11 protein-coding genes are annotated in these 17236 nt (G+C 47.7%); 5 read left to right on the top strand and 6 right to left on the bottom strand.

The window, feature by feature from the left end; all coding sequences use genetic code 11:
* Positions 1-10 precede the first annotated feature (10 nt).
* The 4 genes from ACXAGR_RS22120 to ACXAGR_RS22135 form a co-directional block, all read right to left on the bottom strand.
* Positions 11-2320 carry a peptidase associated/transthyretin-like domain-containing protein gene (locus ACXAGR_RS22120; RefSeq protein WP_474852558.1) on the bottom strand — a complete coding sequence of 770 codons (2310 nt, stop codon included), beginning with the start codon at positions 2318-2320 and terminating at the stop codon, positions 11-13.
* Positions 2301-3707, bottom strand: a complete 1407-nt coding sequence (locus ACXAGR_RS22125; protein ID WP_474852560.1) for a glycerophosphodiester phosphodiesterase — start codon at positions 3705-3707, stop codon at positions 2301-2303. Before ACXAGR_RS22125 ends, ACXAGR_RS22120 begins: the two co-directional genes overlap by 20 nt.
* Positions 3708-3949: 242 nt before the next feature.
* Complete coding sequence (gloA, locus tag ACXAGR_RS22130; RefSeq protein WP_474852562.1) at positions 3950-4477, bottom strand: lactoylglutathione lyase; 528 nt, start codon at positions 4475-4477, stop codon at positions 3950-3952.
* A gap of 109 nt (positions 4478-4586) precedes the next feature.
* Entirely contained in the window at positions 4587-5150 is a 564-nt protein-coding gene (locus ACXAGR_RS22135; RefSeq protein WP_474852564.1) for a DUF4136 domain-containing protein, read from the bottom strand.
* Positions 5151-5387: 237 nt separating this feature from the next.
* Between ACXAGR_RS22135 and ACXAGR_RS22140 the strand changes: the two genes are divergently transcribed.
* The 4 genes from ACXAGR_RS22140 to ACXAGR_RS22155 all read left to right on the top strand — a co-directional run bounded on the left by ACXAGR_RS22140 (position 5388) and on the right by ACXAGR_RS22155 (position 11781).
* Positions 5388-7439 (top strand): S9 family peptidase, encoded by a 2052-nt coding sequence (locus tag ACXAGR_RS22140; RefSeq protein WP_474852566.1) that lies wholly within the window; start codon positions 5388-5390, stop codon positions 7437-7439.
* A gap of 212 nt (positions 7440-7651) precedes the next feature.
* Positions 7652-9325: an ABC transporter transmembrane domain-containing protein gene (locus tag ACXAGR_RS22145; RefSeq protein ID WP_474846051.1), complete on the top strand. Its 1674-nt coding sequence runs from the start codon at positions 7652-7654 to the stop codon at positions 9323-9325.
* Complete coding sequence (locus tag ACXAGR_RS22150; protein ID WP_474852568.1) at positions 9325-10359, top strand: efflux RND transporter periplasmic adaptor subunit; 1035 nt, start codon at positions 9325-9327, stop codon at positions 10357-10359. Before ACXAGR_RS22145 ends, ACXAGR_RS22150 begins: the two co-directional genes overlap by 1 nt.
* 6 nt (positions 10360-10365) lie before the next feature.
* A complete protein-coding gene (locus ACXAGR_RS22155; RefSeq protein WP_474852570.1) occupies positions 10366-11781 on the top strand; it encodes a TolC family protein in 1416 nt (471 codons plus the stop codon).
* Positions 11782-11849: 68 nt separating this feature from the next.
* Here the strand turns inward: ACXAGR_RS22155 and ACXAGR_RS22160 are convergent, their stop codons facing one another.
* A complete protein-coding gene (locus ACXAGR_RS22160) occupies positions 11850-14243 on the bottom strand; it encodes a glycoside hydrolase family 3 N-terminal domain-containing protein (protein ID WP_474852572.1) in 2394 nt (797 codons plus the stop codon).
* A 53-nt stretch (positions 14244-14296) separates the two neighbouring features.
* The gene (locus ACXAGR_RS22165; RefSeq protein WP_474852574.1) at positions 14297-16615 is read right to left on the bottom strand and encodes a TonB-dependent receptor; all 2319 of its coding nucleotides are present in this window, start codon (positions 16613-16615) and stop codon (positions 14297-14299) included.
* Positions 16616-17031: 416 nt separating this feature from the next.
* On the opposite strand from ACXAGR_RS22165, the gene ACXAGR_RS22170 reads away from it, so the two are divergent.
* Complete coding sequence (locus ACXAGR_RS22170; RefSeq protein ID WP_474846061.1) at positions 17032-17226, top strand: hypothetical protein; 195 nt, start codon at positions 17032-17034, stop codon at positions 17224-17226.
* Positions 17227-17236: the final 10 nt, after the last annotated feature.

The following is a 17236-nucleotide window of genomic DNA, read 5'->3' on the forward strand; positions in this document are numbered from 1 at the left end:
CAACCGTTTTTCACAACGGTACAAGTTCAATTTCCAGTCTTTGGTTCTCTTCCGAAATGCGATGCCAACTGCGTTTCGTATGGTATCCGTTTGCACTGACTTCAATTTCATAGTTACCGGGGGCCAACAACATTTTTTCCCGGTATATCGGTTTGATATTCATGATACGGATTTTTGCTCCCGCTACATTCGATACAATTGTCAGAGTAACCGGTGTATTCGTTGCATCTGAAGACAATTGCTCAGAGGCTCCATGCACTATTGGCAACTTTACATCTAGTGCTGCAAGTTTGTGGGTTAACGGTTCGACGTTTCTATAAATGCCGGTATTCGTTTCAAACGCCAGCCCCAAAGGATGAAGAACAGGTTGAGCATGTAATGTCCATCGTAAGGCCATTGATATAACGGGATTACTATTAGTTTCGACCTTTTCGAGAAAATAGTTAACCGGACTGTCGGAACTGGCAGTAAATTGGCTTTGCACCAGAAGAAAAGGTAAAGTACATAGCAAGAAAACAGGCATACTTTTGATGCCAATCCTAACCAATAACGACTTATTTTTCTGCCAATCCGGCCTCAAAACTTCGTAAGTCTTGATGGGTAATTTTATTATGGTTAGACAGATTAAAAACAAACTCAAAAACATCGAAATTGGCGGTATGAGTACTGAACGCAGCGCTTGTTTACCTGCTTCAGCATATTGACGACCATCTTCAAAGTGTACTCTTGCGCCTGAAATCATATCAAGGTAACGAAGCGTTCTTTTTTCTATATTTGGATCGAGAACATATTGTTTAAAATTTGCCTGGCTCCAATCAGCTTGTACGTTATTAACATACATATCTCCCATTTTATCAGCAATCTTTCTTTGAACACTGGGGTGAAGCTGAAAATCATGCCATTGTAAATTAACCGGAACTGAAAGCCCTTCGCGCTGCATCGCTTCGTTCCAACTTGCATCAGCTTCAGTTTTAACTTTATTAAAAACGGCTTGAGAAAATGCTAAACGTTGCTCAACCCGCCATTCCTCAGAGAGCACTAACCCTTTAACTTTAAGAGAATTTCGGACTCGTTGTTGTGTTTCATCATGATTCCGAAATGCTTCCAAGTCCTGTATATCCATAGGATATCCAGTATCTTTTTGGAACTGAGTCTGAAAATTAGGATGTGCAAGTATTAATCGCTGGTAATGAGAGGGATCATCAGTATATTTATAGCGTTTATTCCTTATTCCTCCATCTCCCCCTGTAGCCCAGCTCAGCAATTGCAAAGCCGTAGAAACGCCCCCAGTGATAACACCAGCGATAGCTGTATTAGCCGCATTTTCAAGTCCGCTAACATCTTCTTCAATGAGCCAGTAACCAGGCTCGACATATCCCAGTCCGGCTTTGTCTATTTCAGATTTATATCGTACATGTAACCGATCAACACACTGGACTCTGCGTTCTTTTTGTGAAGATTTCTGAAAGCGCTCCTGACAGCCATTTACCTGTTTATGATATTCAAAAATCCCAGGCCCATATTTCTGTGCTCTGGCCTCGGCACGAGCAATATATGATTTCGTTGCTTGCTGATAATCTTGCCAGCCCTGATTGATTTTTTGTTCTATTGCTTGCCAGTACTCCAGCTCTTGTTTTGGAATGTCAGCCAGTTTTTGATTATAGGTATTTGAACCTTTTGCGTAGTCTTTGTAACTCTCCGACAATTGTACATACAGGCTCGAAAAGTCCTGATAATGTCGATCAAAATCCTTATAAGCTTTTTTTTGTACAAACTGCTTAACAATCTGATGTTTGTAGCTCTCTAAATTACCCGCTAATTTATCGTCGGCATACAGCAGGCCTCCAAATAGCGCTAAAAAAGTAAGGTTTTCAGAACTGTCCTGTATCGCGGTATCGTATTCAAGACCAGCCACGGCAACAGCATTTAACGCCAATGCGTCCCTTAAAGCGGCACTAAGCACAGCATGTTCACGTTCTTCCGGTGAAGATGACGCGATAAATCTCTCTACAATTATTTTTTGACCGAAATAGACCGTTGGCCATACGAAACAAGCTACACAGACTAACGTCATTAAACCTCGTCCGGCTGAACAATAGAATCTACCGGGAAGCAGGTCAGCCAGCAATAAAGTAGCACCAATTCCTGAAATAGCGCGACCATACACTTCTAATTGTTCTAACTGGCTATCTTGAGGTGTACCAAGGCCTATCAGGGAAACAAGTTGCGCGTTGAAGATTGCTTCCGGAACTAAATAGACTGCACTTAAAATGAGTAAGAATAGCCGCCACGGCTTGGGTTTATAAGAAGGGTGCATCATTTGAATCCCTTAGCTCAACTTCAATTGCCCTGTCAGTTTTCAGATTGACTTCGCGCTCCCGCTCTTTAGGGCCAGCTTCAAGATTCAACATAACAGGGATGAAGGCAGGGCTTGTCACATTTTTATCTATATTTTTAAGCAGACCACCCAACGCGGGATAAAGACCGTTGTCAAAATATGTATCCACTTCGTCAAGGCGCTCTAAATCAAGATCTACAGGCAAGATTGCGATACGTTTGGTTGAGGCAGTTGAACCGGTATATGCCCGCATATCCGGCAATCCATATTGGGTACAAAACCCATAAAGAGTATCATCAATAATGACTGAATCGGGCCTTGACCTTGCCTCTACTTTTAACAGTGCATTTGCATGATATACGTGATCATTGATCGTATATGTAGCGACAGGTATCTGGTAGCCAGTAACTAAAGGTTTGATGCGACCAGCCTGACCAATGTACTGGCGAATATCAATTGCCATTCCGAAATTTCTTTTAAGAGCTTTTCTAAGAGTATTAATCCCTGCGTGAGAATCGTAGCGCTTCTCTTTGTAGCGACGAAAAGCAACCCCCGCGATGTTCTCAATCCTTTCCTGATTTTCCTGATAGAGGTTATCACTCGACGCCCCCTTTTCGATTTGAGCTTTTAAAAGCTTCATTGATTGTTCTGCCGGACTCTGGATAAAAGATAAAAAAACCTGAGAATTAATATTGCGCATCCGTTCGAGGGTTCTGAGTGACAAACTGGAATAGTAGTAGCGACCTTGCCCGATTGTTGTAAATGCCAGATAATCCAGCATTTCCAAATCTCCCGATGGGGCATCGGATTTAATTTCAATATTCAGTTTCTTTCCTGGACCTGCATTTGATGCAAAAGCTTTAGACATAGCACGAAAATCAGGCGGTACTGTATCTGATAACTGTCCCGAATTTCGATCACGGGTGCGCAGGTAGCCCCATTCTTTTGAATAACGTATACGTTCAATTTTCCTTTGAACATTATCTACAGTTCCCGTTTCTCTTCCGGTCCGTTTGTCATGATGAACAACCCAAACCCCATCCCGGGTAACCTGAACATCAATTTCGACAACGTCAAACCCGTTATCTAAAGCATCGACAACTGCGTTTATTGAATTTTCAGGATACCGTACCGATCCACGGTGACTCTGCAACTGATAGTTACCGCATTGCTTTACATTGAGATAATTAATGTTATTAGCAGAAGATAAATAAAAACCGCGAGCCTCAAATACCTCATTAAGGGCTATTCTCTCAGAACTTACGGTTTTTGTGTCGTGAGATAGTGCAGGTGGAGTACTGTTACAACCACTCAGAAATATTATAAAAACGTTGACAACAAATATAAATTTGCGGCTGATAAAATCCATTTTGAGTCGCAATACTACAGAAAAGAGGAATTTATAACAGAAACATAAGGGAAAATGCAATTAAATCTTACATTTATACCTTTCTAATCATTTGGTGCAATTACTCAAATTACCATCTCAGAAAAAAGCCAGCTCCTGATATGAACAAAAAAGCCCCAGAGGATATCCGTTCGTCTGAGAAGAAAAAAATAGCCGCATAAAAGCGGCTACATAAAATATGGCATTTATATTGTCCGCTGAAATCAGCCTTTAGCGACCCGCTCAGCGTCGAAAATTTCAATCCAGTATCCGTCCGGATCTTTAATGAACGCGATATTGTTCATCTTTCCGTCAGACAACCGCTTCTGAAACGCAACACCCAGTGACTCAAAACGCTCGCAGGCAGCCTCCAGATCCGGTACGTGAAAGCCTATATGACCAAAACCGCGGGGATCGCTGTTACCATTGTGATAGGTGGTTTCTCCGGCGGTGTCGCCCCAGTTGTGTGTCAGTTCGAGCATGGCCGGACGACCGAAAGTTTGTGCTGTGCGTCTGGTGTCATCCTCGCTGATATCAGAGAAGTCTTCCCCGTGGGTCAGGAAGTACAGGCTGAACTCCATGTCGGGGAAATCGAGCTTTTTGAGTAAAGTCATACCCATAACGCGGGTATAAAAATCCAGCGAACGGACCGGATCCGCGATGCGCAACATAGTCTGATTAAATACAAATCCGTCAGTTGCGGGATCTTTACGTTCACACAATCCGTCTGCCTGTTCGAAATGTCGGCTCATAGCAGTATCCTTAATTTACCGGTAATTGAAGTATTCAAAAGTGGGGCTGCGACACGGTTTACCAAGGGGCAGTCACCGCAATTTCAAGTGCATTCAGCATCACCACCACTTACTGGTTTACGGGATAACTGGCCAGCAGTTCACCTACAAGTTCAGTCAGGGATTGCTGAATAGAAATACTGTCACTTTTCTCCAGTTCGGCGCTGCCGGTGGCGCTGTAAATAAATTGCCCGTCTTTAATCACATCAATCTGCAAATTCTGATAAACAGACACCTGTTCACCTACAGGCACAGTAAAAATACTGCCCAGGGATATTCCCCCTGAACGGCCAAACGAACCGGTTCCCAATCCGAAACTCACAGACTTACCGTCCTCCTTTCTGGCTGTGGAAGGCAGAAATGCGACTTTGACGTCAGCCTCATCCGGGCTTGCCGCTGTCAGTCCTTTTGCGGTCATCACATCAGTAATAGTGGTACGCAGATAATTCTCTATAGTGGGATTCACAGTGTTCAGCGGCGGTTCAACAGAAAAAGTGCGGATAGCAGAAAAGTTCTGTTCTTCGTCCATGTTGATTTGCGGTTTATTGGATGCACAACCCGACACCAGAAATACAAAAACGGCACAAAGTAGTAAACGAAGTGCCGGATAACGACTTATTAAGGATTTATCCATATGGACTCTGCCAGTTAACCATTTTAAATTTTAACGTGTGCGGTATAAAAACCGATCGCTTTTACGACCCGCTTTGCCGGCAGTTGACTTAACACCGCCAGACGAAATCAAACAGAAACAAGACGAACGGTATCCGCTGACCGGCGTGATGCTGTATGTTTTCATTAGCCCGGCAGTCAACGAGCTTAAGGCTTGTACCGTTGCCGGTATAATCATAAGAACGACAAGGAACTCACTATGCTCATTCGTCCACTCGCCCTCGCAGGCGGTCTGGTTTCGGCGTTGACCTTTACTGCACATGCAGCGCAACTGCCCGACACACTGCAATATAAAGACACCTTCAATCTTGAATACGCCGCATCGCCGTTTTTCAGTAAAGACGGTAAATCAGTTTACTACGAACGTCGTGCTATGGATATTATGAAGGACCGCACACACAGCACACTGTGGGAGGTCAGCACTGACGGTAAAAAGCATCGTCCGGTGATTGCCGGCAGCGCGAATGTGCGTCAGGTTACATTGTCCCCTGACGGCACCATGCTGGCTTATCTTTCGGATGAAGATGGCAGCAATCAGCTTTATGTGCGCTATCTCGACTCCGGCCAGCAGGCCAGACTCACAGAAGTATCAAAGGCCCCCGGAAACCTTACCTGGTCCCATGACAGCAAACATCTGGCGTTTACTATGTTCACACCGGTAAAAACCAAACCGCTGTTTACTGCTATGCCGGAAAAACCCAAAGGTGCAGACTGGGCGCCCGCCGCCAGCATCATTCAGAAAACAGGATACCGTGCTGACGGCAAGGGATATTTACCGGACGGATTCAATCAGATTTATATTCTGCCGGTATCCGGCGGTACGCCCCGCCAGCTGACTACGGGTAATTACCCTAATGACGGTCGCCTGGCATTCACCCCCGACAACTCGGGGATCTATTTTTCTGCCAACCGTTCAGAAGACTATGAATTGTCTCCTTTTGACAGCGACATATACCGCGTTGATATTCAGTCTGCTGACGTCACAGCGGTTACAGATATGCCCGGACCGGAAGAGTCTCCCATGCTCAGCCCCGACGGCAAATATCTGGCCTTCAAACAAATTAATGATAATAAAAAAGCTTACCAGTTCAGCGACATTGTAGTTTTGAATCTGGAAAGCGGAAAACTGAGCCGTCTGACGGGCTCTCTTGACCGCTCAGTTCAGCAGGTCGAATGGTCAGATAACAACAAGTCACTGTATTTCTCTTATCTTGATCACGGCGAAACCCGCCTGGCCAGTGTCAGTCTGAAAGGTGATGTTACCCGTTTCGATGCCACCACCGGCGGTCAGTCCCTGGGCAGACCTTATACGTCAGGGGAATTTGCTGTTTCATCCAACGGAGAGCTGGCGTTTACTCAGGATGACCCGTTAAAACCGGCGGATCTGGCACTGCTTAAGAAGAAAAAAATCACCACCCTGACTAATCTGAACGATGATGCGCTGGGACATCTGAAGCTGGCGCAGGTAGAGGCATTACCGGTGAAGTCATCTGCTGATGGCCGTGATATTGATGCCTGGATTGCATTACCTCCGGGTTTCGATAAAAGCAAATCTTATCCACTGATCCTGGAAATTCACGGTGGCCCCCACGCCGCTTACGGCCCGCACTTCTCAATGGAAATCCAGCTCATGGCAGCACAGGGTTACGTTGTTGTGTGGTCGAATCCCCGTGGAAGTTCGTCTTACGGTGCAGAGTTCGGCAACCTGATTCATCACGACTACCCGTCTGACGACTTTACTGATCTGATGGATGTCACTGATGCTGCAATCGCAAAAGGCTTTATTGATGAAAAGAACCTCTTCATCACCGGTGGCTCCGGCGGCGGTGTACTCACAGCGTGGTCAGTAGGAAAAACCGATCGCTTTGCTGCAGCCGTGGTGGCCAAGCCGGTGATCAACTGGATCAGTTTCGGCCTGACTGCTGACGCGTATCCGTATTTCACTCAGTACTGGATGCCGGGCAAACCCTGGGAAGCATTTGACCATTTATGGGCACATTCACCGTTGTCTCTGGTTGGCAACGTGAAAACCCCCACTATGCTGCTTACCGGCGAATCAGACTATCGTACGCCAATCAGTGAATCAGAGCAGTTTTACCAGGCACTGCGCCTTCAAGGTGTAGACTCTGCGATGGTCAGGTTACCGGGGGCCTCTCACGGTATCGCTTCCCGTCCTTCACGCCTGATCCAGAAAGTGGGTAACATTCTGGCCTGGTTCGACAAATACCGTAGCGGCAAACCTCAGGAATAAACGCCTGCGATTAACGGTTAAACACGCCCGGCTCGCCGGGCTTTTTTGTCTTTTTTAGCCGCTTTTAAAGAACAATTTAACGGGAAATCACGTATTGTAACTTCTGATAGTCATACTAATGATTTATAAAGACTTATTACATTGATATGAAACATAGGTTTAGTTAAATTCTGTGATACCCGACGTTTTCCTTTTTAGCCTCTGAGAGCACCATGGCAGCAACAAAAGACTTACGCCGCACCAAAACGCTTCTGTTTGATATTTTAAAGCCGGAAGCAGGCTTTTTTTACCTGGCTATCGCATATGGCCTGATGATTGGTTTACTGACCCTCGCCGTACCGTTTGCAGTACAAACCCTTATCAACACCGTGGTTTATACCGCTTCAGTCAGCGCGGTTCTGGTGATCAGTACAATCCTTTTCTGTACCTTGCTGCTGTACGGATTATTCAGTGCCCTGAGAACACGGGTTATGGAATATTATGAGCGCCGGATCTATAGCCGGCTGACTGCCGATCTTGTACTGAAAACCATTCAGGCCCCTCATCAGTTTTTTGAAGGCCGGAAAAACAGCACGATAACTCACCGTTTTTTTGAGGTAATGACCTTTCAGAAAAATATGCCATCACTGATGGTAGACGGTTTCGCACTTCTGCTTCAGATGCTGGTAGGTATCACACTGGTTTCTTTCTATCACCCGTTTTTGTTTGTCTTTAATGTGGTGATTATCATTTCTATGTACTTTATCTGGCGGATGTTGAGTACGCCTGCGAAAAATACAGCCATCGACTTGTCTGATTCTAAATATGCCACCGCAAAATGGCTCAGCGAAATTTCCTCTGCTCACGTATTTTTCAAATCCAGCCGGCATCTTGACCATGCTGCTGAGAAAACGGAGGCCATCATCAGTCGTTATGTGAATTGTCACGCCGGACATTTCACTTTTACCTTTTCCCAGACCGTACTCTTCCTGATTGTCTATGCGCTGGCCAGCTCCGCCCTTCTGGGACTGGGTGGTGTACTGGTTGTGCAGGAGCAATTATCTGTCGGTCAGCTTGTTGCAGCCGAACTGATCATGTCTGCGGTGTTTCTTGGTATTTCACGGTTCAGTGTATACCTGAACCTGTATTATGAATTGTATGGTGCGGCAGAGAAGCTCAATGCCGCACTGAATATACCTCAGGAAGATGTACAGTCTTCCGATAACGAAACCTTTACCCGTAACGATCTCCACTTCCGTCAGACTGTGCTGGTTCAGCAAAACGAGTCTGTGGAAATTGATATGGCCTTGCGGGAAAACGGAAAATACTACGTCGTCACCGGGCAGGCATGGCAACAACGAAAACTGATGACGGTACTTAAACGTTATGAAACGCCGGAGTCTGGCTGGGTAGAACTGGGAGGCCTTGCATTAACGGATTACCAGACCAGCGAGCTGCGTCAGGCCATTGCCATTGTTGACCGCTCTCTCATTATTGAGTGTTCAATTCTTGAATATTTGCGCATGGATGCGCCGGATGCTTCCGAAAAAGCGATTCGGGAAATCTTTCGCGAACTGCAACTGGAGCCGACACTGGCGAGACTGGAAGACGACTTGCAAACCAGTCTGTCGCAGTTGGGCCATCCCCTTCAGCCCATGGAGTTTTTGTTATTGAAACTGGCTGCCGCCCTGTTGTCGAAACCGGGGGTAATTGTGCTGAACCAGCACTTTGATGCCATTCCTGAAGCATACAGATATAAAATTCTGAAATACCTCGATACCCAGCCGGTCACGGTGATGTACTTTACCAGCAGTCCGATTCAGGAAGTCTTTGATGCCACCATTGTGTTAAATGGTGATTCACAGCTGCTTTCCCATGATGTGCTCGCTGACAAGGAGGAATTGTGATGAATTACTCTGATCAGCAGGAATTCATGAGTAAAATGAAGACGCTTTCGCAACAGACTGTGCCGACCTGGTACAGAAAAGTGGCGTATATGCTCTTTCTTCTTATCGCAGTCACCGCCGCAATATTGTACTTTGCGCCCTGGCAACAAACGGCTTACGGTACGGGAACTGTAAGCACGCTTAATCCGGCTGACCGCGCTCAGCCCATATCCGCACTGGTCCCCGGGCAAATAAAAACCTGGCACGTGCGGGAAGGACAAAAAGTAAAAGAAGGCGATCCCATTGTAACCCTGGTCGACACAGATAAAGCGCTGGTTGAACGCCTTCAGGCCCAGGTAAAAGCCGCGGAGCTGAAACTGGATGCTGACCTGATGGCTGTGGAAAATGCCCGCATAAACCTGGATCGTCAGAAACGGTTGAATAAAGAAGGTCTGGTTTCGGTCCGCGACATTGAAGTGGCGGAAAATACGTTACAGGAAAGACTGGCGACAGCCGCTCAGTCTGAGCAAAGCCGGAACTCGCTGAACTCGTCGCTGGCAAGGCAATCTACTCAGACCAAGTACGCACCTCAGGATGGTACTGTGACCCAGTTGCACTCCGGTGGTTTATCCACGCTGGTCAGTGCGGGCGCAGTACTCGGGTATTTTATTCCTGATGGTGTCGAGCGCATGGTAAGAGTGAAAGTAAATGGACTGAATGCACCGCTGGTCACAACAGGCCGGAAGGTGCGTCTGCAATTTGAAGGCTGGCCAATCTTCCAGTTCAGCGGCTGGCCGGGCACATCAATAGGTACATTCGGTGGCAGAGTGGCGATTGTTGAACCGGTGGCAGACCGCAACGGACTGTTTAATGTATGGATTGAACAGGATCCGCAGGAAAAGCCCTGGCCGGAAGAAACCTTTGCCCGTCTGGACAGCAGGGTCAATGCCTGGATCTTGCTGGAGGAAGTCAGTATTGGCTACGAACTCTGGCGACAGCTGAATAACTTCCCGCCTGAAAATGTCAGGTCAGATACAGAACAAACACCACGGTAAGTATGCATGTTGAGGTATTTTTCTTTTTTTACTGCCAGTTTTCTGCTGCTGTGCCTGAACGCTCAGGCGCAACAACCACCACCGACTGCAGAAACAGTTCTGCAGTCTATTCTGCACAATCATCCTAAGCTGCTTGAGCTTGAAGCCAAAGGTGGTCAGCGCCGGCAGGAGCTGGCTTACGCTGAAGCGGCATTTGATGTGCAACTCGAGCAGGATACAGCCCTCCGCACCAGTGGTTACTACAGCGGTGACTATCTGTCTCAGCGGGTTGTCAATCCGCTGGGAACCGCCAATGCTAAGGTGAAAGCCGAATACCGTATCGGTAACGGTACCTTCCCCTATTACGAGCGTTACTATGAAACGCTGACCGGTGGTGAGGCCAGTATCGGTTTTGCCATGTCATTGTTGCAAAACCGGGAGACGGATAAAAAACGGATGGCCATCGAAGATGCCAGAGTGAGTATGTCTCAATGGGATGCAGAAGCCGCCCTGGCCCTGAATGAACTAGTTTACAACGGCTTATCGGCTTATCTGGACTGGTACGAAAGTCATCTGAATGAGCAGATATACGCAGCCCTGGTGAAGACCACTGAGACCCGTGGAAATGCCATTAATACCCGGGTTGAAGAAGGAGATCTTGCGCGCATCACCCAGACAGAATTTGAGGTCACGGTGATGCAGCGTAATCTGGCTTTACAGGATGCCAGAAGGAAGGCCGCACAGGCGAGAGAGAAGCTGGCTTATTATTACCGCGATGCGCAATTCCGTCCGGTCAGCACGGCAACTCTGAATACTGTCCCCGGTGATATTCAATGGCCCTGGATGAGTGCTGCGGTTAAGCCCGCGTTGCTGCAGAGCCTGATTGCACAGCACCCTGCTCTCACCAGTTTGCAGGCAGAAATGCAATTGGCGAAAAACAAGCTGCGACTGGCAAAGAACGCGCTCTTACCCACGCTGGATATTGAAGCAAAGCTGGCGCGGGATATCGGCAGCGGGCCGGAGAACCTGACCGGTACAGAAACAAAAGTCGGCCTGCAATTTTCCATGCCGCTGGGCCGTCGCCAGGCGAAGGCTGATGAGGCAAAGGCTTCGTTAAAGTTGCGTGAAATTGAAGCCGTGGTTCAGACCACACAGGATGCACTTGAACGGGATATGGCAGTGGGTTTACAGGCATTGCAGTACGGCAAGACCATGTCTGAACTGCAACAGCAGCAGGCGGTTTTAACGGAAAAGCTGTTCAGTCAGGAACAAAAACGGTTTGAGATGGGTGACAGTGACCTGTTCTTACTTAACAGCCGCGAATCACAGGCAATATCAGCGCGTCTTAACGCGGTGAAAGCAGAAATAGAAATTAAGCGGATTGTACTGGGAATCTACTACCAGACCGGTTTGCTCGCCCAAACGCCTGATACCTCGCTGTAAAAAAGAAAAGCCACCCCGCAGGGTGGCTTTGAGGTTGCAGGAAGAAGGGCATCACTTCCTGCAAGAGGTTACTGTACAGACAGCTCCCTCAACCGTGGTGCAGGATTCATCGCTACACTCACTTTTTCAGCCACTACAGGCGAGTCAAGGGAATAACTGGCACCAGACTGAATATTGTCAGAGGCAGCGCCAACGTGGATATTGTATTCACCCGCATCGGCCACCCATGCCCGTTGTGCTTCATTAAATGAAGCCAACAGCTTAGGTGTTATTGCAAACTCAAGGGTTTGCGACTGTCCCGGTGCAAGCTCGTTTGTTTTCTCAAATCCCTTGAGCTCTTTGACCGGTTTTTCACTGCCCGGCGCAGAGATATAAAGCTGAACCGCTTCCTTCCCTGCTACTTTTCCTGAATTAGTGATGGTCACCGAAACGGTGAAATCACCAGCGTTCTTTCCGGCCTTCACAACGGCATCGCCATAGTCAAAACCGGTGTAAGATAAGCCGTAACCGAAGGCATAAGCCGGTTTCACATTGAATGCATCGTAATAGCGGTAGCCGACATAAATGCCGTCGTTATAGTCGAGTTGTGACTCTTTACCCACGAACAGACCAATGTAAGGGTCTTTCACGTCGTCTTCAGATGTGGGGGAGCCCGGAAATGTGCTGGCTGATGCCAGGTCGGCATATTTAACCGGAAAGGTCGTTGCCAGTTTACCTGACGGATTGACTTTACCGGTGAGCACATCAGCCAGTGCATTACCGGCTTCCTGACCGCCCTGCCAGGGCAACACAATCGCGTCGGCCTTGTCACGCCAGCTGGCCGTTTCAATAACGTTTCCGATATTCAGCGCGACAACCACTTTCTTGCCTTTAGCATGAAACGCAGCGGAAACACGGTTTATCAAATCCTGTTCAGTCGCATTCAGGTCAAAATCGTTATCAACGATACGGTCCTGGAACTCACCGGAATTCCGGCCAATGGTGATAAGCGCCACGTCGTTTGACTCTGCCATGCTGGCAATCTGTGCATCAGACGGCGTGTATTCCGGTAACGGAGGTTGCAACTCGAAGAAATTTTTCTTCGGCGGACGTTTGGCGTCTTCCGCTTTCATGAAGGCTTCGTAGTCTGCCTGTAATGCTGCATCTACTTTCAGAGAGCTGTTTGCCAGCCCTTCCACCAGCGATACGGTATACGCTTCGTTCACATCGCCGCTGCCCGTGCCGCCGGCGATAAAGGCATAAGACGTGTTACCGAATGCGGCTACATTCTGAGCACCGGTAAGCGGTAAGGTTGCCTGCTCATTTTTAAGCAGAATAACCCCTTCTGCAGCAGCACGGCGGGCCACTTCAGCATGCGCTTTCAGATCAGGCTTATTGCTGTACTCATATTCATTAAAGGTGGGAGACGACAGCATTACAGTAAAGATTTTGCTGAGGTTGCGATCAAGCACGGCTTCTTCAAGCTTGCCACTTTCCACCGCCTGTTTAATGTTTTCACGCTGATCCGGCATGCCGGGCATAATCAAATCATTGCCCGCCTGCATTTGCGCTGCAGCGTTATCACCGGCGAACCAGTCAGTCATAACCAGGCCTTCGAAGCCCCACTCTCCGCGCAAAATATCTGTCAGCAGCTTTTCGTCCTGAGAGGTATAGACGCCATTCAATTTGTTGTAGGACGTCATGATTGCCCATGGCTGCGCCTGCTCAACAGCGATCTCAAATCCACGCAGATAAATTTCGCGTAATGCACGTTCATTGACGTGGGAATCCATCCACATCCGGCTGGTTTCTCCACTGTTCGCCACAAAGTGCTTGATGGTTGCACCTACACCATTCGACTCAATACCATTCACAATCGAGGCAGCCATATTGCCGCTCAGATACGGATCTTCAGAATAATATTCAAAGTTCCGGCCACCCAGCGGGTTATAGTGAATGTTCATTCCCGGTGCGAGAAACAGGTCAATGCCATATTCTTTAACTTCCTCACCCATGGCCGTGCCAACGGCGTTCAGCAGCTCTTTGTCCCAGCTGGAAGCCAGCAGAGTTGCAATAGGAAATGCAGTGGCGTAGTACTTATTTTCATCCCCTTCACGCTCGGGAGAAATACGCACACCGGCAGGCCCGTCAGCCAGTACCAGTGCGGGAATACCTAATTCATCGATGGCGAACGTTGAACCGGCAGCGCCGGGCACTTTTTCCGATCCGCCAATATTGTCTACTCTGAAGCCCGTGCCGGTAACCAGCCTGATTTTCTGATCCAGCGTCAGCCTGCTGATCAAATCAGCCACACGCTGTTCAACGGGCAGACTGGCATTTTCATAGATGTCCTTCTGACCGTTACCATTTAAATCACGGAATGCTGCCGTTGTTGACGTAGAGTCTGCAGGTTGCTCATTTGCACAACCTGCTAAAGCCGCAATTGCACATGCCAGCACAGTTTTCTTCAGATTTATCTTCATTTCACTCACTCATGGTTAAAAAAGGGAGCTGCGGAACAGCCCCCGGTTAGCCATTACTGAAACTTGTACCCGAAGCGGACACCAACAAGACGAGGATCAGCAAAGGTTGCTGTTCCTGTGTTGAAATCGCCGCTCGGGCCAACGTTTGACAAAGTAATGTTGTTTTCAAGATTCTTGACAAAAGCCTGTGCATGCCAGTCTCTGTCAGGACTGTTGTATGTCATGGTCAGGTCTGTTTTGGTAAAGCCGGGCTGGCGGAAATTCGCGCGCAGTGCACTGCTTAATATTTCATACTCTGCACTCCAGCGGGTGTTCAGAGCGAAACTCAGCTCACCACCGCTTTGCATTTCCATGGTGTACTGATAACCAGCAGTAACGGTCCATTCAGGAGAGCGCGACAAACGTTCGCCGGCGAAGCTCACACCGGCTTCCTCATCTAAAATCCACTCATCATAAGAAGCATCAAGTAATGTCACTGCTGCATTAAAACGGTGATTTACATCCGGACGATAGAATGTATCCAGTTCGGCACCGTTGATGGTGGCTTCTGCCGCATTAGTGGTTACCTGACAAGGGCCGCCACATACATAACTTAACTGCGAAAGCTGCAGATCCTGATAGTCGTAACTAAACACGTTGGCATTAATAGTCATCTTGTTGTTCAGCACGCGGGTTTTGATACCCAGCTCTGTAGACGTCAGCGTTTCCGGGTCATAGTAGACTGCGGCTTCAGGCAGCGGACTGTTACAACCTGTTGCGCCTTCCACACAGCCGTCATTAAATCCGCCGGCTTTGTAGCCTGTGGCAATACTGCCGTAGAGCATGGTGGCATCACTGATGTCGTAATCTACGCCAAGCTTCCAGGTAGTTTTTGAATACTCACGGTCTGCGTAATTAAGCGAATCAGGTAGCGGATTGTCGTCGCTGGCCTGGAAGTTCAGCTCTTCGCCAAGGTTTTTGTGGAAAATCGTGGCACCGGCACGGGACTTTTGATCCTTCGTTGTGCGGATACCGGCAGTCAGGCGTAAGTCATCAGACACGTTGTAAGTCGCCTGACTGAAAAAGCCCAGCGAATCGGCTTTGGTAGGGTTTTGCGGAAAGCCGAAAATATAGCCGTCTTCACCCGGTGTCGGGTTGATCAAACCGATAATGTCGAGACGGATCCCGGACTGTTCTTCAAAATAATACAAACCCGCCTGCGCCAGCCACTTGTCGCTGTTATACGCTATACGGAATTCGTGAGACTGCTGCTCATAAGTACCTGAGAAAGGCCCGTCAACCCAGTAATCGGTTTTGCTTGCCGAATCGCCACCCAGCAATAGAGGTAACATTTCGTCACGGTCAAACTCGCGGTAGCTGCCAAGATAGTTGAAGGTCAGCGCATCGTTTAACAGCCAGGTGAAATCCCCCATCACACCCCAGGTAGAGTTATCTGCATACACATCAGGGAAGTATCCGGCAGCCAGTGTTTGCTGATTATCTGTGCCGCGGTTTACATAGACAGGCGATACTCCCTCGCCGGTTTCTGTCGTCGACGGGTCGGTGAAGGGTGTTTCAAAAAAATTGTGTACCGGTACAGATGCCATATTGTTGCCTTTCATCTGCGAGTAATCACCGCGAACCAGCAAGGTCATATCTTCGGTGAAGTTGAACAACCCTGACAGACGGATTGACCGGTTATCTTTGAAATCCGAGATATCGACAGCCTCAGTACCATCAAATGCTTCGTATTCGACATAGTTGTCGCGTTGATCGATATTCACTGCAGCACGGAAAGACACGCTGTCGTTTACCGGCATATTCACAATGCCGGTGAACTGGCGGGTATTATAATTACCCAGCGTCATATCTGCAGAGGCTTCAAAAAACTCATGGGGTTTGGCCGAAATAACATTTACGAGACCGGCAGTGGTGTTTCGTCCGTAAAGCGTGCCCTGCGGACCACGCAGTACTTCTACGCGATCTATATCGAAGAACGACACTTCCTGCGCCTGAGGTCTGGCAATGTAAATGCCGTCAAGCATAAATGCTGCAGAAGGATCTCCCTTCTCGGTGTTATCCGTACTGGTAACACCACGGATAGTAATTTGAAGTCCGTTGGTCCGGTCAATAGAAACGTTCGGAACCGTTTCTGCGAGCTGTGTAGGGTTGGTTATCCCCTGATCACGCAGTTGTTGCGTGCCTAATACCGACAACGCTACCGGCGTTTTTTCTGCGGCAGTAGCGGTACGGTTCGCTGTAACCATGATTTGTTCGTATTCAGGCTCTTCCTCTGCGGCTGCCGGCGCTTGCTGTGCAAACACCTGGGAATGGAATAAGCCGCCGGCGATAACTAAGCCAAGTGTTATTTTGTTTAATTGTTGTGGTTTCATTGTGTGTCCCTCAATCCTGTAACGGTTGTTTGATTGAGCAACGGCAGGAACGCTGACCGGCAGTTTGACTACCCATAACACTTTGCCGGTTGAAATCACTGCTGTTCTGCGCCCGATATCCGCAGGCAGTGAACATTTCCCGAGTCGTTGCCCTGAATAAAATACCACCAAATCAGACATCGATGTCAACATTGAAAATAACATTTTTTTAACTAAAAACGATTGAATTAAACATTATTAGTGTGCAATAAATAACAACATATCGCGCCAGGACGCTTATACATCGCAGATTATGCAGTATTTTACATTCACATTCATTCTTTAAAAAATACGATTGTAAATTTTTTTAAAGAATTATGACATCGATAGACATTCAACTTCCGGCTAATACCGGAAGCAAGAAATAGGGAGAGTTCATGTTAAACCGCATCTTACTGCTGGCATGTTTGCTGGTCATTCCTGCCGCACAGGCTGATGTACCTGAAACTCTTAAGCAGGATGCTATCTGGTACGGGGTAGCATATTACGATGAGTACATGCCCTACTATCGTCTGATGAAGAAAAGCGTTAAATTTTGCCCTGAATGCGCTTACAATTGCTCAGAACAATAAGAAAAGTGGT

It is taken from the genome of Alteromonas sp. ABH4_457, from assembly GCF_056160625.1.